The 20,026-nt window shown below is 39.0% G+C and carries 12 protein-coding genes and 1 pseudogene; 7 read left to right on the forward strand and 6 right to left on the reverse strand.

The annotated features are described in order from the left end of the window. Nucleotides 1-106 precede the first annotated feature (106 nt). The 3 genes from PL9631_RS10025 to eno form a co-directional block, all read right to left on the reverse strand. Entirely contained in the window at nucleotides 107-1,174 is a 1,068-nt protein-coding gene (locus PL9631_RS10025; RefSeq protein WP_083619729.1) for an LOG family protein, read from the reverse strand. 215 nt (nucleotides 1,175-1,389) lie between these two features. Further along, nucleotides 1,390-1,713: a thioredoxin gene (gene trxA / locus PL9631_RS10030; RefSeq protein ID WP_083619732.1), complete on the reverse strand. Its 324-nt coding sequence runs from the start codon at nucleotides 1,711-1,713 to the stop codon at nucleotides 1,390-1,392. A 586-nt stretch (nucleotides 1,714-2,299) separates the two neighbouring features. Beyond that, nucleotides 2,300-3,589 carry a phosphopyruvate hydratase gene (gene eno, locus PL9631_RS10035; RefSeq protein ID WP_083619735.1) on the reverse strand — a complete coding sequence of 430 codons (1,290 nt, stop codon included), beginning with the start codon at nucleotides 3,587-3,589 and terminating at the stop codon, nucleotides 2,300-2,302. Between the two features lie 649 nt (nucleotides 3,590-4,238). Here eno and PL9631_RS10040 point away from each other — a divergent pair. From PL9631_RS10040 to PL9631_RS10050, 3 genes are all read left to right on the forward strand, one after another. Continuing rightward, nucleotides 4,239-6,716 carry an ATP-dependent Clp protease ATP-binding subunit gene (locus PL9631_RS10040; RefSeq protein ID WP_083619738.1) on the forward strand — a complete coding sequence of 826 codons (2,478 nt, stop codon included), beginning with the start codon at nucleotides 4,239-4,241 and terminating at the stop codon, nucleotides 6,714-6,716. Nucleotides 6,717-6,939: 223 nt separating this feature from the next. Continuing rightward, entirely contained in the window at nucleotides 6,940-7,116 is a 177-nt protein-coding gene (locus tag PL9631_RS10045) for a hypothetical protein (protein ID WP_156090506.1), read from the forward strand. Between the two features lie 123 nt (nucleotides 7,117-7,239). Then, nucleotides 7,240-9,696, forward strand: a complete 2,457-nt coding sequence (locus PL9631_RS10050) for a protein kinase domain-containing protein (protein ID WP_083619741.1) — start codon at nucleotides 7,240-7,242, stop codon at nucleotides 9,694-9,696. Nucleotides 9,697-9,772: 76 nt separating this feature from the next. Here the strand turns inward: PL9631_RS10050 and PL9631_RS10055 are convergent, their stop codons facing one another. Further along, on the reverse strand, nucleotides 9,773-10,216 hold the full coding sequence (locus PL9631_RS10055; protein WP_083619744.1) for an aspartyl protease family protein: 444 nt from the start codon (nucleotides 10,214-10,216) through the stop codon (nucleotides 9,773-9,775). Between the two features lie 119 nt (nucleotides 10,217-10,335). Between PL9631_RS10055 and polA the strand changes: the two genes are divergently transcribed. Next, nucleotides 10,336-13,236: a DNA polymerase I gene (polA, locus tag PL9631_RS10060; RefSeq protein WP_083619747.1), complete on the forward strand. Its 2,901-nt coding sequence runs from the start codon at nucleotides 10,336-10,338 to the stop codon at nucleotides 13,234-13,236. Nucleotides 13,237-13,522: 286 nt separating this feature from the next. On the opposite strand, the pseudogene PL9631_RS10065 reads toward polA, so the two are convergent. Together PL9631_RS10065 and PL9631_RS26090 are read right to left on the reverse strand one after the other, a co-directional pair. Next, a pseudogene (locus tag PL9631_RS10065) lies at nucleotides 13,523-14,327 on the reverse strand (transposase). A gap of 198 nt (nucleotides 14,328-14,525) precedes the next feature. Next, nucleotides 14,526-15,287 carry a hypothetical protein gene (locus PL9631_RS26090; RefSeq protein WP_083619750.1) on the reverse strand — a complete coding sequence of 254 codons (762 nt, stop codon included), beginning with the start codon at nucleotides 15,285-15,287 and terminating at the stop codon, nucleotides 14,526-14,528. 130 nt (nucleotides 15,288-15,417) lie between these two features. On the opposite strand from PL9631_RS26090, the gene PL9631_RS10075 reads away from it, so the two are divergent. The 3 genes from PL9631_RS10075 to PL9631_RS10085 all read left to right on the forward strand — a co-directional run bounded on the left by PL9631_RS10075 (nucleotide 15,418) and on the right by PL9631_RS10085 (nucleotide 19,974). Further along, nucleotides 15,418-16,509, forward strand: a complete 1,092-nt coding sequence (locus PL9631_RS10075) for an ISAs1 family transposase (RefSeq protein WP_083616174.1) — start codon at nucleotides 15,418-15,420, stop codon at nucleotides 16,507-16,509. 568 nt (nucleotides 16,510-17,077) lie between these two features. Then, nucleotides 17,078-17,476, forward strand: a complete 399-nt coding sequence (locus PL9631_RS10080) for a VanZ family protein (RefSeq protein WP_083619753.1) — start codon at nucleotides 17,078-17,080, stop codon at nucleotides 17,474-17,476. Nucleotides 17,477-17,574: 98 nt separating this feature from the next. Further along, nucleotides 17,575-19,974 (forward strand): GH116 family glycosyl hydrolase, encoded by a 2,400-nt coding sequence (locus PL9631_RS10085; protein WP_083619756.1) that lies wholly within the window; start codon nucleotides 17,575-17,577, stop codon nucleotides 19,972-19,974. Nucleotides 19,975-20,026 lie beyond the last annotated feature (52 nt).

A 20,026-nucleotide genomic window follows, 5' to 3' on the forward strand; every position in this document is an offset into this window, starting at 1 on the left:
GGGTAATGGGTAATTACGAATTACGAATTACGAATTACGAATTACGAATGGGTAATAGCAAAAGTTTACCTCCCCTGCTCCCCCTGCCTCCCCTGCTCCGATACTCCTACTTCTGCTCTGGATGAGCCGCTTCTGGGGAAGTAGCTCCCATGCTATTAATCATATAAATCATTTGATATAGTCGTCCAACCCGACGTTGATTAAAATGGAAAGTTAAACGGGGTAATTTGTCCGTATCGTCGCCCATTTCTTCAGGGAAGGCTTGAGCTTTCTCAATCCTTCCTTTAGATAACATATCGTGAAACTCCGTATTCAATTGTTCCACTTGTTGATCAGATAATTCAGACTTTAACCGCATCACATACTTATCCTTAACATAGCGGCTAGAATGATAAACACGATAGAAACTGGCGATCGCTTCACAAGCCACAGACAGATCATCAGTAATCGTATAAAAACTCGGATCATCCGGCGAAATTAATCCCCGATTTAGCAATTGTTTCTCAATAAATTGATGCAGATCATACCAATAATCTCCCCCTGGACGATCCACCAAAATTAACGGGGCTGGGCCGAACTTTCCGGTTTGAATTAAAGTTAAACATTCAAAGGTTTCATCTAAAGTGCCAAAACCCCCGGGAAACATTGCTAAAGCATCACTTTCACGCAGAAAGAATAATTTGCGCGTGAAAAAATACTTGAACATAATTGCTTTTTTATTCCCCTGAATATAAGGATTTGAAGATTGTTCAAAGGGAAGTTGAATATTTAAGCCAAAGGATAAATCCAGACCCGCCCCCTCATTTCCCGCCTGCATGATGCCACCCCCACCCCCGGTTAACACCATAAAACCTTGTTGGGTGACACATTGGGCAAAATCCGCCGCCATTTGATATTCCGGGGTATCCGAGGGAATGCGAGCCGAACCAAAAATACAAATTTTGCGAACATGGCGATAGGGATAAAAAATCTGAAACCCCCGCTCCAAGTCCAGTAAAGAAGCCGAAATAATTTTCCAGTCTAGGGTTTCAAATTCCTCTCCAGCCATCCGAACTAGACTGGAAAGCGCTCGGGAAATCCATTTTTTATGTTTTAAATTCGGCAATTTATCCACCAACTGGATAATATCCGCTTGTAGAGAATCTACTGCTAAACTAATATCTGAAGGGTTCATAAAATTTTATCACCTAAAACAAAGCGCCTCAGAGCCAAGGTTCCAAGGCGCAATACCCGTGAATAATCAGCTTGAGGTTCAAGTATCACTTTCAAAGGAATCGAAAATAACTCTTATATAACCGACTTAAGCCTACTTCTTTAAGCAAGTTTTTGAGTAGAGTTATCAATCCGGTGCAACAACGATAAAAGGGTTGTATTCAGCCCTTGCACCAATCAAAGATACTTCTCTAAAGTAGTTGCTAAAGTCGTTTTAGGAATAGCACCTACAACCATATCCACTCGTTGACCCGCTTTGAAAATCATCAGCGTGGGAATACTGCGAATTCCATACTGACTAGCAGTATTAGGATTTTCATCTGTATTAATCTTGACTACTTTGACCTGTCCAATATATTGGTCTGCAATTTCATCCACAACCGGTGCAACCATGCGACAAGGCCCACACCAAGGAGCCCAAAAATCCACTAAAACCGGGATTGGGCTATCAAGCACATCTTCTTTAAAAGTAGCATCAGTAACTGGTACGGCGTTGGACATCCCTAGAAATCCTTATATATAACAGACCCTATCAAATTTGACAGTCCCATCGGAAATAGCAAACTATCTCACGAAGGATTCTTGTATGCAGGACGAGATTAGCATTGAGTTAAGGGTAAATTTAACTGGTTCCATGCAATCGCGTCTACAAGAACTTTAATCCTTACGTCTACTGACTGTCTGACAACAGACGAAGGTACAACAGAAATGAATTTTTCTGTTAAATTGTTGCCTGTTTTTTGTTTACCTAACCCTTAAATACTGGGGGTCTATACCCCGTCTTTTCGGGGTCAGGTGCTTACCCGGGCTTTGTTTAGCGGAACCTCACCCAATCTTACCGCAAAAGGATCTTCTCTTGAACAATTATTGATAGTCGAGATTGATCACCGATGCAATTAACTTGAATTGCTAAGATCAAGAAACCGCCCGAACAAAAGTCCAGGCGGAGTGTGGTGTGAGGAGTGAACGGAAACATACGTCTCCGCTTCTTCTATTGTGCCATTTTATTTCATAGAATTACAGGTTGAGTCGTAAGTTTTACAACGATTTAACAAGTTTTGTCAATCATTCTCAAACCTAACCCCAGTTATTTAGAGAATCGGGGTCCTAGACCAACGGCTCCAGCATAAACGGCTTGAGCCCCGAGTTCATCTTCAATCCGTAATAAACGGTTATATTTGGCGATGCGTTCACTCCGACACAGAGAACCCGTTTTAATTTGTCCGGCCCTGGTCGCCACAGCTAGGTCTGAAATTGTAGTATCTTCAGTTTCCCCAGAACGGTGACTAATAACGGAAGTGTAACCATTGCGGGTCGCCATGTCAACGGTTTCCAAGGTTTCTGACAGAGAACCAATTTGATTCAGTTTCACTAGAATAGAATTGGCAACTTTCTGCTCAATCCCTCTTTTTAAACGGGTGGGGTTAGTAACAAATAAATCATCTCCCACCAGTTGAATTTTACCACCGAGTTTCTGGGTCAGGGATTGCCAACTGTCCCATTCATCCTCTTGAAGACCGTCTTCAATGGAAATAATCGGGTATTGACTCGTTAATTGACTCAGATACTCGATGAGTTGATCTCCACCGTGGGGTTGACCATCATAGGTGTAAATTCCATCTTTATAGAATTCATTGGAAGCCACATCCAGGGCCAGGGCAATCTGTTCACCGGGTTGATAACCCGCGATTTCAATCGCTTGGATTAAAATATCCAAGGCTTCTTGATTAGAGCCCAAGTTAGGAGCAAAACCTCCTTCGTCCCCGACTCCGCCCAAGAGTCCTTTTTGTTTGAGAACATCACTCAGGGAAACAAAAACTTCCGCCCCCCAGCGTAGGGCTTCTTTGAAGGTCGGAGCGCCAATCGGAACGATCATAAATTCCTGAATATCAACGTTATTGGCGGCGTGGGAGCCTCCGTTGATTACATTCATTAGGGGCACGGGCAGGACATTGGCAATGGGGCCACCTAAATAACGGTAGAGGGGTAAACCCACGGTTTCGGCGGCAGCTTTAGCAACGGCCAGGGAGACACCGAGGATGGCATTAGCTCCCAGATTGCTTTTATTGGGCGTACCATCGAGATCGAGCATGATTTGGTCAATGACCGTTTGTTCCAGGGCGCTAACTCCGTTAAGGGCTGGGGCGATCACCTCGTTGATGTTTTTAACCGCCGTCAGAACCCCTTTACCCCCATAACGGCTTTTATCGCCATCTCGAAGTTCATGGGCTTCAAAGCTTCCCGTAGAGGCTCCACTGGGAACTTGAGCGTGTCCATAGGCTCCGTTATCAAGGTAGACTTCGGCTTCCAGGGTCGGGCGTCCCCGCGAGTCTAGGATTTCACGGGAAATAATAGTAAGAATTCCAGGGTCTGACATATCTATATCTATCCTTTATTAGTCAGTGAAGATGCGTCCCAGGCTTGAAAGAGTTGAGACAAGAGACAGGTTAACAGGTTATTGGTTGATCTAGTCGCAGTTCTTGGAACATTTTAAGGTTTGGGTGAAAGTTGGTATCGGTGCTGATACTCTCCTTCTCCCTATGCTAGAATCCACCATTAATTCATTGCCAATTGAAACTAATCCCTTGAATGTCAACACAGTGGAGGCTTGGAGAGAGACAACCCCTATACAGAATCAAAATTCAATTTAGGTTAAGCTATCTATATTGAAATCTTGATCCCTATCCTGATCTTAATAGTTCAAGAGAAGGAATAAAGATTGGGACTCGCCCTTGAGTCAGTTGTTGGATCTAACCGGATAAATAAAGACTCAAATCCCAGGGAATATCCTGCATAATCAATTTTATAGAAATTTCTAGGGCAAGTTGTAGGTCAAAGCTAATTTGGGAAACTATTCCTATTGGCAGCCAGACCCGGCAACACCCACCTAGAACCGAATTCAGCGAGAAATTAAAGTGCCGAAATGAACCCTTTCATTTTCGAGTCAACTTTTTAATTTTTCCGAAGTTAGAAGTCTCACGCTAAAATTAGCGTAACGGGTAAGCAGCAGGTGATGGGAATTAGCCATGTTTGAACGCTTCACAGAAAAAGCCATTAAAGTCATCATGTTAGCCCAGGAGGAAGCACGCCGCCTGGGGCATAACTTCGTGGGAACTGAACAGATCCTCCTGGGTCTGATCGGGGAAGGCACGGGCGTTGCAGCCAAAGTCCTGAAATCAATGGGAGTCAATCTCAAAGATGCCCGGATCGAGGTCGAAAAAATTATTGGTCGGGGTTCGGGGTTTGTCGCCGTCGAGATTCCGTTTACCCCTCGGGCCAAAAGAGTCCTAGAACTATCCCTCGAAGAAGCGCGCCAACTGGGACATAACTATATTGGCACGGAACATTTACTTCTCGGTCTGATCCGGGAAGGGGAAGGGGTAGCCGCTCGAGTTTTGGAAAACTTGGGGGTTGACCTCTCGAAAGTTCGGACTCAAGTGATTCGGATGTTGGGTGAAACGGCTGAAGTTGCCGCTGGAGGCAGTAATAGCCGCACCAAGACCCCAACTTTGGATGAGTTTGGATCAAATTTAACCCAAATGGCCGCCGAAGGTAAACTTGATCCGGTGGTCGGTCGCCAGAAAGAAATTGAACGGGTGATCCAAATTCTGGGTCGGCGGACGAAAAATAACCCGGTGTTAATTGGGGAACCGGGGGTAGGTAAAACGGCGATCGCGGAAGGCTTGGCCCAACGCATTGCCACCAATGATATTCCCGATATTTTGGAAGACAAACGGGTGGTTACCTTAGATATTGGTCTATTGGTGGCTGGAACCAAATATCGCGGGGAATTTGAAGAACGGCTGAAAAAAATCATGGATGAGATCCGGTCGGCCGGTAATGTCATCCTGGTGATTGATGAAGTCCACACCCTGATCGGGGCCGGGGCAGCCGAAGGGGCGATCGATGCAGCCAATATCCTCAAACCCGCCTTAGCCCGGGGCGAGTTGCAGTGCATCGGGGCGACTACCTTAGATGAATACCGCAAACACATTGAACGGGATGCGGCCCTAGAACGTCGGTTCCAACCGGTGATGGTGGGTGAACCTTCGGTTTCTGAAACCATTGAAATTCTGTTTGGGTTGCGCGAGCGCTATGAGCAACACCATAAACTGAAAATTTCCGATGAGGCCCTCGAAGCGGCGGCTAAACTCTCGGATCGGTATATTAGCGATCGCTATTTACCCGATAAAGCCATTGACTTAGTGGATGAAGCGGGTTCTCGGGTGCGTTTAATCAATTCCCAACTGCCCCCGGCAGCCAAGGAATTGGACAAAGAACTGCGCCAAGTTCTGAAGGAAAAAGACGAGGCGGTGCGTTCCCAAGACTTTGATCGGGCGGGAGAATTGCGCGATCGGGAAATGGAAATTAAGGCTCAAATTCGTACTATTAGTCAAACGAAGAAAGCCGAAACCACCCGCAGCGAAGATGATAGTCCCGTTGTCACCGAAGAAGACATCGCCCAAATTGTGGCCAGTTGGACAGGGGTTCCGGTGAACAAACTCACCGAGTCTGAGTCCGAGAAACTGCTGAACATGGAAGGAACCCTGCACCAACGGTTAATTGGTCAGGATGAAGCCGTTAAAGCCGTGTCCCGTGCTATTCGTCGCGCCCGGGTGGGTCTGAAGAACCCCAACCGACCGATCGCCAGTTTTATCTTCTCTGGGCCGACTGGGGTGGGTAAAACCGAATTAACCAAAGCCTTAGCAGCCTATTTCTTCGGGTCAGAAGAAGCGATGGTGCGCTTGGATATGTCCGAATACATGGAACGTCACACGGTTTCTAAGTTAATTGGGTCGCCTCCAGGCTATGTGGGCTACAACGAAGGCGGACAACTGACCGAAGCGGTGCGTCGGCGTCCCTATACGGTGGTGCTATTCGATGAAATTGAGAAAGCCCACCCCGACGTTTTTAATATGTTGCTGCAAATCTTAGAAGATGGTCGTTTGACCGATGCTAAAGGTCGGACGGTGGACTTCAAGAATACCTTGATCATCATGACGTCCAATATTGGATCGAAGGTGATCGAAAAAGGTGGCGGTGGTTTAGGCTTCGAGTTCTCGGAAAACGAAAACGATGCCCAATACAACCGTATCCGCAACTTAGTTAATGAAGAACTCAAACAATACTTCCGTCCTGAGTTCCTCAACCGTTTGGATGAAATTATTGTCTTCCGTCAGTTGAATAAGGAAGAAGTCAAGGAAATTGCCGTGATCATGTTAAAAGAAGTCTTCGGACGCTTGATCGAAAAAGGCATTACCTTGGAAGTGACGGACAAGTTCAAAGAAAGGTTAGTGGAAGAAGGCTACAACCCCAGCTACGGGGCGCGTCCTCTGCGTCGAGCCATTATGCGGTTACTCGAAGATAGTTTAGCAGAAGAAATTCTGTCTGGACGGATCAAAGAAGGGGATACGGCTATGGTTGATGTGGATGAAAATGCTCAAGTGGTGGTGTTCCAAAGTACCACCAGTCGGGAATTGTTACCCCAAGGCGCTGAGTCTTAATCCGTTTTAATTATATAGCGGTTCCCTGTCAAGTGAGGTACACCTTGAAGTTAAAAAGCTTGATTATCAAGCGAGTCAGTGCACCTCACCACGATAATAACCGCTATATAGCAATTCCAAATCGGTTGTAATATTTTATGGTAGGGGTTGGGTACTCCAACCCCATCTCAAAGCTATCTAAACCCAAAATAATAACAATTATTAAACAATAATAACAATTATTATGGATAATTATAGAAGTATAAATTTTGAAACATTTAAAAATAGTGATCCAAAATTAGCTGAATTTTGTATTTTTGCAGAAAAATATCTTTATCAAGATCCTATTACTTCTTTGATGAAAATTAGACAATTTGGAGAATTATTAGCTAAAGAGTTAGCGGCTTCTATTGGTTTATAAAATAATCCGAGAGAGTTCCAATATAATTTATTAGTTAATTTAGAAAAAAAAGGTATCATTAGAAGTAATATCTCCACTCTATTCCATCAGATTAGAATAGCTGGTAATAAAGCTAATCATGAAATGAGTGGTAATAGTCCTGCTGAACAACATGAAAAAAATTATAGAATAGCTCTTAAACAACTGAAAAACTCTCATAAACTATGTATTTGGTATTTGAAATTAAATAAAAAATATACTCAAGATATCCCTGATTTTATTGAACCAGTCAAGCCTATTTCAGTTACAGTGCAAGAATCTGCTGTTGAGTTAAAACAGTTAGATGATAATTATCAAGCTTTACTATCTGAGATTCAGAAAATTCAAGAACAACCAAAAGATACAGACAAAATTAATAAAACAATTCTTATTGCACAAAATAAGGCTGAGGAAATAAAATTAGAGTCTGGTGAGTTTGAAACACAGTCTAGTAATATTAATTTATTACCTATTGGTACAATTTTAAATAACCAGTATAAGATTATTGAGATTTTGAGTGCTGGTAGTTTTGGGCAAACTTATTTAGCGAATGATACTAACTCTTTTGATGAGAAAGTTGTTGTTAAACAATTTAGACCTCAATCATCAGATGAAGAAACTATTAAGAGTGCTAAAAGTTTATTCAAAAGAGAAGCTCAAACTCTTTACAAATTAAATAAAATTGATAGCATTCCTAATTTAAAAGCTTTTTTTGAAGAAGATAATCAGTTTTATTTAGTCCAAGAGTTTATTGATGGTAATACTTTAGAGGAAGAAATTTTGCTTGAGAATAATGGGAATAAGTTTAGTGAATCTAGGGTCACTAAACTTTTACAAGATATTTTAACTTCCCTAAATAATCTACATTCTCTCTCTGTTATTCATAGAGATATTAAACCTTCAAACTTAATTAGAAATATTGATAATAAAAAAATATATTTAATTGACTTTGGAGCAGTTAAACAAATAGTTAATAATTCAACTGATGGTACAATTATCATTGGTACAAAGGGATATATGCCTTTTGAACAATTACAAGGCCAACCACAATTGAATAGTGATATCTACGCAGTTGGTATGATAGTAATTCAAGCAGCTACAGGATTAAAAATTAGTAAAATCAATGAAGGCCAGTGGCAAGTAGAAGCAAAGCATTTATCCGATCATTTAATATGTATTCTTGAGAAAATGACAGCTATTGACTATAAAAATAGATATCGTTATGTTCAAGAAATATTAGATGATTTAAAAATCCGAAAATCAACAAATGTAAGTTCTGAACCCATAACTTCAGCAGTAGTTTCACCTATTACAGAAATCAAATATACATCACAACCCATAAATAATATTAATACAGCAAAATCAAAGCTACTAAAACCATCATTAGGATTAACAATAGCAGGCGTTGTAGTGGGAATAGCTGTTTTAGGATTTTTTATCAAATCTATTCCTTATTTCACTAAAGCTAAGATTAGTATTGATACGATTACGATTGGTACTTTAGAAGAACCCAAAAGATATACTGAACTCAGGAAACATTTAGAAACTGAGTTAATTCCTAGTAATTTTATTGATTATATTAGAGGAAAAAAAATAACGGTTAATATTAATGGAGATAAGACTCTCTCCTATCAAGAAGCTCAACAAAGAATTACTGATAAACAATGGGATGTTGCTTTTACTTTATCTCCTATCATTTCTATTCATGCTAAGAAACAGGGTTATAAATATATTGCCAGTATGTTTCCTGATAAACCTTTTTATGAAGCAGGCATTATTGTACACAAAAGTAGTCCAATTCAATCATTAGATGATATAAAACCCAGTACAACAATTGCTTTAGGTAATTTTAATTCTGCTTCTAGTTTTTATTTGCCTATTTATGATTTATACGGTAAAACTATTTCTGTAAGCACTGGGCATAAAGGCGCAAAAATTAGAGACATGGTAATTAATAAAGAAGTAGATATAGGTTCTGCTGCTATGGGCGACATTATTAATAACAAATTCCCAGATTTAAGATTAGTTGGTATAAGCAGAAAGATCCCAGGTTCTGGTGTATATATTTCGCCTAATTTAAGTGAAAATGATCAAAATTCAATTAAAAAAGTTATGTTATATGCCTCTAAAAAAATTAAAAGTTATGAGCAAGCTAATTATGGAGATAAAAGCAAAGATGAGCAACCAGTTTTTGAACCTGATTATACAGAATTTGAGAAACTAATGGAACGGGTTGATTCTCTATTAGTTTGTTCTGATTTTAGTAAGAATCCTGTCAAATTATACTGTCCTGAAGGTTTTACTCCTTACGAAATAATTGGTATAGTAAATGGTTCATCTATAAAAGGAAATAACTACACTTTAAAAGTTACTGGTCAGGATTTTAATATTTATATTGTAAATTTAGATAAGAAAGTATTTAACGAGTTGACTAACAATGGTCAATTAAATGCTTTGCAAGGTAAAAAAATTAATATAAAAATTACCACTAACCCTCACCAAACTAATCAAGGTTTATCCATAGATATTACTCAAATACAACAAGTTAAAATTATTAATTAAAGGGATTGAATGCACAACAGCTTAGGACGTTCTTAATTGCTTCCTCCTTCCTCCTTCCTCCTTCCTCCTTCTTCTGCTACAAAATCGTTAAATAAGTTTCTGTTGGACTGATGGGTAACGCCTTCAAGGTTTGATTTTGTAAGTCGATTTCTAACCCCAAAGCTTCTAAAGGTATGACTCCTAAAAGAGCATCTTTACCTCCTGGTAATTCTAAGCACTCGAAGGTTCCTTCCCGCTCAAACATTGATATTTTGGCATCTTGGAAAATTCGGGCTTTGCCAATACCAATGGCGGTGGCTACGTCCACTTCTTTAAGGAGTTTTAGCCCCAGTTTGGCGATCGCATCTTGGGGTAAACATAGGGTAGTTGCACCCGTGTCTACTAATACATTTTTGAGGGTGATTGAGCGAATTTGCTCTAGTAAAATTGTCCCATCTTCTGCTCGAATTTGGTCGGCGCGGTTAGTAATTGTTAGAGTGGCGAAAACTTTTCCCATTTCATTGTGGCTTTGAATTTGCATATTTTTCTCCTACTTAAGAGTTGGAGTTATGGCGTCTTTTAATTGTAACTTCTTTTGAGGGCGATCGCGTGGGATCAAGAAACCCGGTTTCTATGGTTTAAAATAGGAATTGTATTGCAGTGGGTCTAAAAACAGTGTTGGAATATCCCCTTTTGCTTTTAGTTGATGGTCATTCGTTAGCGTTTCGTTCCTATTATGCCTTTGGCAAAAGTCGCCAGGGGGGGTTACGCACGTCAACGGGTATTCCTACCAGTGTTTGTTTTGGATTTTTTAAGTCCTTATTAGATGTGATGGCGAGTCATAAACCCGATTATTTAGCGATCGCATTTGACTTAAAACAGCCCACTTTTCGCCATGAGGCTGATGAAAATTATAAAGCAGATCGGACGGAAACCCCTCAAGATTTTATTGAGGATGTGGAGAATTTAAAACTATTATTACAAGCCTTTGATTTAACAATTATTACCGCTCCTGGTTATGAAGCCGATGATATTTTAGGGACGTTATCTTATAGGGGAAGTCGGGAAAACTATCGAGTTAAAATCCTATCGGGAGATCAGGATTTATTTCAGTTAATTGATATTAAAAAAAATATTAGTGTTTTACATTTGGAACCGGGTAAAGGAAGCAACCCTACGGAATTTTTAGCCGAACAGGTCTATCAGAAGTTGCAAATTTATCCCCATCAAGTGATTGATTATAAGGCATTATGTGGGGATAAATCCGATAATATTCCTGGGGTAAAAGGCATTGGGAAAACCACGGCGGTTAAGTTATTAGGAGAATATAGTTCTTTAGAAAATATCTATGCCCATATTGAAGATATTAAAGGAGCGACGCGCAAGAAATTAGAGGAAGGAAAACTGGATGCCGATCATTCTCAAACCTTAGCGCGAATTATTCAAGATGTACCCTTAAAAGTGGGTTTGGAAGATTTCAAATTACAAGGGTTTGATCAAGCTAAAATTCAACCGATTTTAGAACATTTACAATTGCAAACCTTTTTAGATAAAGTTAATCAAATTCAAAAACAATTTAAGGGAAATATTCAAATACAACCAGCAGAAACTTCAGTTAATACCGACGAAGATGCCAGTTTTTTTACCCGGGAAGAAACCGAAATTTATCAACAACAAAAAATAGCAAATAATCCCGCATCTAAGATTAAATTGCGTTTAATTCAAACCCCGGAAGCCTTAGAACAGTTAGTTGATATTTTACAAAATCATACTGATACTAATTATCCCGTTGCTTGGGATACGGAAACCACCTCTTTAGAACCGAGAGAAGCGGAATTAGTTGGAATTGGTTGTTGTTGGGGAACAGCGCCAACAGAGGTGGCTTATATTCCTTTAAATCATACCCAAGGAACGAATTTAGATAAAGCCCAAACCTTAAATATTTTACGTCCGATTTTAGAAAGCGATCGCTATCCGAAAACCTTTCAAAATGCTAAATATGATCGATTAATTTTTAGAGTTCATGGGATAGAATTAAAAGGTGTAGTCTTTGATCCCATGTTAGCAAACTATGTGTTAGATCCTGAAGATAATCATAATTTAATTGATTTAACTCGTAAATATTTGGGTTCAGAATTAACAGCCCCGAGTTATAAAGAATTAGTACCAAAAGGAAAAACTATCGCCGACATTAATATTGCTCAAGTCGCCGAATATTGCGGAATGCAGGTGTATGTCACCTTTCAATTAGTCGATAAAATTAAAGCAGAATTTACAGATAAACCTCAATTAATGAAACTCCTAAAGGACGTTGAACAGCCCTTAGAACCGGTTTTAGCTGATATGGAATATGGGGGTGTACACTTGGATATTGACTATTTACATACCTTAGCCGAACAATTAGATAAACAGTTAGAAATTACCGAAACTCAAGCCTATCAAGTGGCGGGAGAACAATTTAATTTGGCTTCTCCCAAACAACTGAGTAAACTTTTATTTGAAACCCTAGAATTAAGTACCAAAAAAACCCGACAAATTAAAACCGGATATTCAACGGATGTGAATGTTTTAGAAAAATTACAAGGAGATCATCCGATTATTGATATCATATTAGAACATCGCACCTTAGCCAAACTCAAGTCAACTTATGTCGATGCTTTACCCACATTAGTAGATGCAAACCAACGCATTCATACCAGTTTTAACCAAACTATTACCGCCACGGGACGGTTATCTTCTTCTAATCCCAATTTACAAAATATTCCGATTAAAACCGAATTTTCGAGTAAAATTAGAAAAGCATTTATTACCGAACCCAACTGGCTGTTAGTTTCAGCCGACTATTCTCAAATTGAACTGAGAATTTTAGCTCATTTAAGTCAAGAACCGATTTTATTAGAAGCCTATAAAAACAATCAGGATGTGCATACTGTTACCGCTAAATTATTATTTGAAAAAGAAACCGTCACATCGGAAGAAAGACGGTTAGGAAAAACGATTAATTTTGGCGTAATTTATGGAATGGGGGCGCAAAGGTTCGCCCGGGAAGCCAAAGTTAGTAGTGCAGAAGGTAAGATATTTATTGAACGATTTAACCAACGGTATGCTCAAGTTTTTGCCTATTTAGAAAGGGTGAAAAAACAAGCTATTGCTCAAGGATATGTCGAAACCATATTAGGACGAAGACGCTATTTTAATTTCCAAGGAGATAGTCTACAAACCTTAAAAGGAGTTGATATTAATGAAATTGATTTAACCCAATTGAAGAAAAAAATGGGTCAAAATGATTCCCAACTATTGAGAGCCGCTGCTAACGCTCCCATACAGGGTTCTAGTGCTGATATTATTAAAATGGCGATGGTACAAGTACACAAACTTTTAAGCCAATATCAATCCCAATTAGTGTTACAAGTTCATGATGAATTAGTCTTTGAAATTCCCGAAACAGAATGGGAAGAACTTCAACCTAAAATTAAGACTATTATGGAACAAGTGCTTCCCTTAAGTGTTCCTTTGGTCGTGGATATTCATGCTGGACAAAATTGGAAGGAAGCCAAATAAATTAAATAGAGGACTGACCTATCACCTCTAAAACAATTCTAAATGATTAGTGGCAAAACCCCTATAATCAAATATTATAACCTATTGAAAACCGCTAGATTCGTAGGGATAATTCATGAATTACCCCTACGAATAGGATTATCAGGACTTACGCAAGGACGCTATATATAGCGCATTCAGGATCAGGCGATCGCTTGATTCAGACAGAAGGGCGATATGCGTCCGGCACGCTACGCGAGCGCGCTTATAAAAAGAGAATTAATCTGTGTTTGAATTGATAAGTAAACTAAATAAAAGAAAGCTTGAGAGAGGGATGTTTAAGCTCTTGGCTCAGGTAATCTGCTAACAAACTAGCTTTTAACTGATAGACAGTTTGAGAAACTTTCTTAGCCATACGAGTCAGAAAAACCCAAACTAATAAAGCGCAAGCAATGTGGTTTTTTTGAATACTCGCTTTACGGCATTGGCAAGATTCTATCCCCGTTAATTGTTTAATTTCTCGGTGAAATTCCTCAATTTTCCATCGCAGTTTACATTGAGAGATGACTTCATCTATTGAAGACTGATTTAAATCATTTGTAGCTACATATTCCGTTCTGTTGGCAGAAACAGTTACCCGAAATAGTTTAACTTTTTTATCTCTAGGGAATTTATTTATTTTGATTAGCTTTCCCTGTTTTTCTTCAATTTCAGACCAAATTAACTGTTCAATAGGCTGATATTTTTTTTGACCTCCTGTATCATCAACCAGCCGGTTTTTTTTGAGCGGAACATAATAAATTTTCCCTAAATTATCAATCAAAGCCATTAACTTTTGCGCTGCATATATATTGACGGCGGACAAGTTCAATTTTCGAGGAAAATCTTTTGTCGAGTACCGTATCATCAAAAACTAAACAAGCTTCGGGATGGCTCTGAAGTTCTGAATGCACTTTTTCCCAAATCACTTCGGGTGTTAAGTTTTCTGAATTCAAGTAACGATTAATTGTATCATGGCTAAACTCTTGAATATGTTCAGCGAAGTTGGTTAGAGTATAATTGATTTGGCTACTCAGGAGATATTGGCAATAGTATAGATAATTGATGCTCATATTTTTGGGCATAGATTCTGATGCTATTTTAACATTCCTTATTCTCCGTTTCCAGATTTCTTTTGGGTTAGCGATCGCTAACTCCTTAGTACGCTACATATAGCGTCACTGCGTAAGTCCTGATTATATTCCGAAATTTACGGAGTGCCGACCACCTGGGAAATTAACTTTCTTTTGAAGTTTTTAAGATTGTTAATCCTAGATAGAATTCAACTGCTTATGTTTGCGTTTGAGTGCGGAAACTGCACCCAATGTACCAAAAGCCAGGAGACTTAAATTAAAAGTTGGTTCAGGAACAGCCGTGATAGTATCCTTGACTGCAACGGAGAAATTGAGACTCGGCAACGCACCGCCAAACTCAAGGGTATATTTTCCCGAACCCAAAGGCGCAAGCATCAGATAATATCCATCACCGTAAGCATCGCCAGAAAATCCTGGTGTTACCCCAAATGGGTTGTTCTCAGCAGCGAAGAAGTTGAATAATGGAGATTGTTCGCGGTAGGCAAAAAGATTAGGTATAGTTTCCCCGTTGATTTTGGCTACTAAATTATCAGCCCCATCGATCAGATCAATGACGCTATTTTGCAGTTCTTGTCCTCTCAAGCCAGTTTCTAAAGTTGAATTTTCAGCGTTCAACATCGGCAATAAAAGGTACTTATCCCCCGGGACAGTAAATGACCGATTTGCGTCAACTCCAGCAGTCCCTGCGATAAAAAACACAGGCCCGGCTTGGTTTACGCCAGCATTATCACCAGTCTGGTCTGTAAAAGCGTCCGTTGGCTTAGACTGAGCGAATGCCCATTGCCACCAGTCGGTAGTCCATTCGGCAATTGTCTTGCCTTCGACTTCAGAACCTGGTGCGAGGACTTCTACTGCACTTACAGGTATTGTCGCCGCCAAAAGTGATAATGCAGAAACTAGCGATAGAGAAACAGATCTAAAGCGACGGATATTATTCATCAGAAAAATGGGTATAAACCCCGCCCTTTTGGGCAGGGTGTTTTCATTGTCGGGGGTAAAAAAGAAAATAAAAGTGATCTTTTTTTGGTAAAATCAAAGAAAGATCACTTTTATTTGATTTTAAAAAACTATGTTAAACAGTATAATCGAACAACTGAAGTTAGTCAAGGATTTTCGGAAAAATCGTGGTAAAAGACATGAATTATGGGTAGTGTTGACTATCATTGTTTTAGCACTGCTAACTGGCAATGTTACTTATAAGCAAATAGATAATTTTAGAAAAAATGAAGAAAATAAGCTAATTAAATTATTAGAAACTAACACTAAAAAATTGCCGTCTTATAGTACCATAAGACGAGTAATGCTCGGAATAAATTCAATAGAAATTCAGTTGGTTTTTCAGTCAATAGTCCAGGAATATTATTGGCAACAAGAAGGCGTTGATTGGATTGCGATCGATGGAAAATCTTTAAAAAACACCCTGACTAACTATGAAAATCAGAAACAAAATATGTTAATTATGGTATCTTGGTTTAGTCAAGAAACAAAGTTAGTAATTAAATCGGAAAGTTTTGAAAGTAAACAAAGTTCTGAAAACGCTAAAGTTCTGTCTATGATAGAAAAATGCGGGTTATTAAATAAAGTATTTACCCTCGATGCTCTCCATTGTAGTAAGGAAACAACTCAGGCAATAATTGAGAGCAAAAATAATTATTTAATTACGGTAAAAGGGAATCAAATTAAATTGCACAATCGGATCAAGATTTTAGCAGAAATCGAAAAACCTTTAACGGTATATGAAGAAAAAGATGTCAGTCATGGGCGAAATATTAGCAGAAAAGTATCAGTATTTGATAGCCAAAATGTCAACCATAAAAATTATCCTCATCTTCAAAGTTTTATTCAGGTAGAAAGAACGGGTTTTCGGGGTGATCAAGAATATAATGAGACTTTATATTATATTAGTAGTCAGAAATTAAGTGCGAAAACATTTGCAGAAAAAATTAAAGCACATTGGTTAATTGAAAATCAAGTACATTGGGTCAAAGATGTGAATTTTAATGAAGATAAATCAAGAATAAAAGGCATAGACGTAGCCGGAAAATTCTCGTTATTAGTAACATTAATTTTGAATATATACAGAAGTTTGGGTTTTAGCTCAATAAAAGAGGGACAGTCATGGTTGGGAAATAATTGGGAAAAGATTTTAGCGATCGCCTGAATTAATTAAGTTTTTAAAACTATTTTTCTAAAAAAACATTCAAAATATTTAATAATAAATAGTCATAAAGTCTTATTAATCAAGACAATGGCTATCTTTTGCTGTTAATAAATATGAAAATTGTTCATTCTTAATATTTCCCACTTATCTGATGAAAATTAGAGAGAATTTGATCGGAAAAATTGATAATTTTTTTTGAAGATAGCGATCGCATTTGGGAAAATGAAAACCCCCTGCCCTTTTGGGACGGCTTTACATTTCCCCTTTCAGGGAGGAGGATATGGTGGCCACCCTAACTCCTGCTCAAAGAATGACAACCAAATTTGAAGATTTTTTGAAGTGACCAGCTTTCATTCAGTCCACCAAGTTTCAGCATTTATTTCAAATGTAGTGCTACGCGCATATGTTAGGGCAATTTCTCAAGGCAGCATCCACGCATTCTCTGACGGTTTGAAATTCCTTTAATCTCTGTTTCATGCGGAAGTAATGAAATAGGAATTGTTGTTAGGTGTTAGCCCTTCTATCTTAGGAATAAGGCCTGATCACCTAATCACGAACCCTTAAAATCATGAAAAAACCAGCTAAAAAACCTTGGCAAGTTGCCTTTCTTCTCTATTTTCTGTTATTATTTTTAATTGTAATTACAGCCAATGGGGGAAATTTACCCTACAATTTCTTAGGGAAAATTCCTAATTATGATATCTATGGACATTTTATTTTATATGGAATAGCCTCTTTTTTAAGCCATTTAGCTTTGGGAGGAAAAAAGATTATAATTGATCAGATTTTCATTCCCCTAGGGCCGTTTTTATTTACCGTCGTAACCATTGCTGAAGAAATCTCACAAATTTATTTACCCCATCGTACCTTCAGTATCGTTGATTTGAATGCCAGTTTAATTGGGATTATTCTATTTTATTATCTAGCAGAATTATGGATTTTTTATCATAAAAAAAGACTGAGGTAATAAAATTACCCTTGCTTATTTAACTCAATTGTGAGAAAATTCAAAACATCCCAAACGGGGAATTTAGTTTTATTAAAATAGCATTATCCCTTAACCCCATGACCCATTCTAGCCCTATTAACAATATTCCTGAGTCTACTTGGAGTCGCCCCATTGGTTTAGGGTGGGAAAAACCGTATACCGTCCGCTACGCAAGTAATTTAGATGATGGCCCTTGGCACGGAATGCCTCTGGGGGGGTTGGGTGCGGGTTGTATTGGGCGGTCTTCTCGGGGGGATTTTAACCTGTGGCATTTGGACGGGGGAGAACATATTTTTAAGACACTTCCCGCTTGTCAATTTAGCGTTTATGAAGAAACAAAGGGCAAGAAAAAAGCTTATGCCTTATCAACAGAATCCCCTGAAGATGGCAGTTTATCCGCTTGGAATTGGTATCCTAAAACTACAAACTCTGGAGAATCAACGGGAACTTATCATGCCTTATATCCCCGCAGTTGGTTTATCTATGAAAATGTGTTTTCTGCCCAATTAAGCTGTGAACAATTCTCTCCAGTTTGGGCAAAAAATTATCAAGAAAGTAGTTATCCGATCGCAATTTTTGAATGGACAGCCCATAACCCCACGGATGAACCGATTACCTTAAGTATATTATTAACTTGGGAAAATACAATTGGCTGGTTTACTAATACTTTATCCAGTCCTGAAGTAAAGGTTAGAGATGATGGAAGTCCGGTATATGAATATGAACCCAACTGGGGAAAAAGTGTCGGATGTTGTAATCATTTAGTTGAAGACTTTCATCGCATTGGGTGTTTGATGACTCGCCTAAGTGTGAATGAAGATGTGCAAGAAGGAGACGGACAAATTGCGATCGCAACTATTACAAATCCCGCCGTTGAAGTATATGATCAAACCCGTTGGAATCCGACCGGAAATGGGGAAGATATTTGGCAATGTTTCTCAGAAGATGGCACACTTTTAGATCAAGAAAGTGATCAACCCGCCAAAGAAGGCGAACGAATTGCGGTGGCTTTAGCGGTTAAATTTACCATTAGACCCGGGAAAACCAGAAAAATTCCTTTTTATTTAGCTTGGGATTTACCCATTACTCAATTTGCATCGGGAATTAATTATTATCGGCGTTATACTGACTTTTTTGGTCGGAATGGTCGCAATGCTTGGTCAATGATTCGCACAGCGATGAAACATTCTGACACCTGGCGAGAACATATTCAAGCATGGCAAAACCCCATTTTACAGCGTCAAGATTTACCGAATTGGTTTAAAATGGCACTGTTTAATGAGTTATATTTACTCACCGATGGGGGCGCAATTTGGAGCGCGGCGGATGAGCGAGATCCCATGGGACAATTTGGGGTTTTAGAATGTTTAGATTATCGCTGGTATGAAAGTTTAGATGTGCGATTATACGGATCATTTTCTCTATTAATGTTGTGGCCGGAGTTAGAAAAATCCATCTTAATTGCCTATGCTCGAGCAGTTTCTCAAGGAGATGATACCCCCCGAATTATTGGTTATAATCAGGCTTCAGCTATTAGAAAAGCCGTGGGTGCAACCCCCCATGATTTGGGCGCGCCGAATGAACATCCATGGGAGAAAACTAATTATACCAGTTATCAAGATTGTAACCTTTGGAAAGACTTACCCTGTGATTTTGTCCTGCAAGTTTATCGAGATTTTCTATTAACAGGGGCAACGGATTTTGAATTTTTAACTGATTGTTGGCCAGCGATGGTTGAAACCATCAATTATCTGAAAACTTTTGATTTAGATCAAGATTCAATTCCCGAAAATAGTGGCGCACCAGATCAAACCTTTGATGATTGGAAATTACAGGGAATTAGTGCCTATTGTGGGGGCTTATGGTTAGCGGCATTAGAAGCTATGATTGCCATGGGAAGACTCTTAGAAAAAGAAGCAGTTACACCCCATCCTAATAAGGTCATTCCAACCTATAAAATATGGTTAGAAACTGCTAAACCTTTGTATCAAAAAACTCTCTGGAATGGTGAATATTATCGTTTAGATAGTGGGAGCGGTTCCGATGTAGTAATGACAGATCAATTATGCGGTCAATTCTATGCTAAACTATTAAGATTACCTGATATTGTTCCCCCAGATTGTACTATTTCGGCTTTAAAAACCGTTTATAATTCCTGTTTTAAAAAGTTTCATAATGGACAATTTGGAGCCGCCAACGGGGTCAGACCCAATGGAGAAGCGGTTAACCCAAAAGATACTCATCCCTTAGAAGTTTGGACGGGAATTAATTTTGGTTTAGCTGCCTTTTTCTTACAAACGGGAATGAATGCCGAAGCCTGGGAATTAACCGAAGTTGTGGTTAAACAAATTTATGATCATGGCTTACAATTTCGCACACCAGAAGCAATTACCGCCGCCGGAACTTTCCGCGCTAGTCACTATTTAAGGGCGATGGCAATTTGGGCAATTTATTATCAATATAGTAATCCTAATTGAGTGAAAAACTAACCCCAAATTGAGTTAATTCCAAAAAATAAATATTACAACT

Source organism: Planktothrix paucivesiculata PCC 9631 (assembly GCF_900009265.2).
In the GTDB taxonomy this organism is placed as follows: Bacteria; Cyanobacteriota; Cyanobacteriia; order Cyanobacteriales; family Microcoleaceae; genus Planktothrix; species Planktothrix paucivesiculata.

Bases quoted from the DNA above. Each gene is read 5' to 3' on its own strand.
- PL9631_RS10050 (WP_083619741.1), top strand. From the start codon at position 7,240: ATGAGTGGTAATAGTCCTGCTGAACAACATGAAAAAAATTATAGAATA.
- trxA (WP_083619732.1), bottom strand. From the start codon at position 1,713: ATGTCCAACGCCGTACCAGTTACTGATGCTACTTTTAAAGAAGATGTG.
- PL9631_RS26090 (WP_083619750.1), bottom strand. From the start codon at position 15,287: ATGAATAATATCCGTCGCTTTAGATCTGTTTCTCTATCGCTAGTTTCT.
- PL9631_RS10040 (WP_083619738.1), top strand. From the start codon at position 4,239: ATGTTTGAACGCTTCACAGAAAAAGCCATTAAAGTCATCATGTTAGCC.
- PL9631_RS10045 (WP_156090506.1), top strand. From the start codon at position 6,940: ATGGATAATTATAGAAGTATAAATTTTGAAACATTTAAAAATAGTGAT.
- eno (WP_083619735.1), bottom strand. From the start codon at position 3,589: ATGTCAGACCCTGGAATTCTTACTATTATTTCCCGTGAAATCCTAGAC.
- PL9631_RS10075 (WP_083616174.1), top strand. From the start codon at position 15,418: ATGTTAAACAGTATAATCGAACAACTGAAGTTAGTCAAGGATTTTCGG.
- PL9631_RS10025 (WP_083619729.1), bottom strand. From the start codon at position 1,174: ATGAACCCTTCAGATATTAGTTTAGCAGTAGATTCTCTACAAGCGGAT.
- PL9631_RS10085 (WP_083619756.1), top strand. From the start codon at position 17,575: ATGACCCATTCTAGCCCTATTAACAATATTCCTGAGTCTACTTGGAGT.
- PL9631_RS10080 (WP_083619753.1), top strand. From the start codon at position 17,078: ATGAAAAAACCAGCTAAAAAACCTTGGCAAGTTGCCTTTCTTCTCTAT.
- PL9631_RS10055 (WP_083619744.1), bottom strand. From the start codon at position 10,216: ATGCAAATTCAAAGCCACAATGAAATGGGAAAAGTTTTCGCCACTCTA.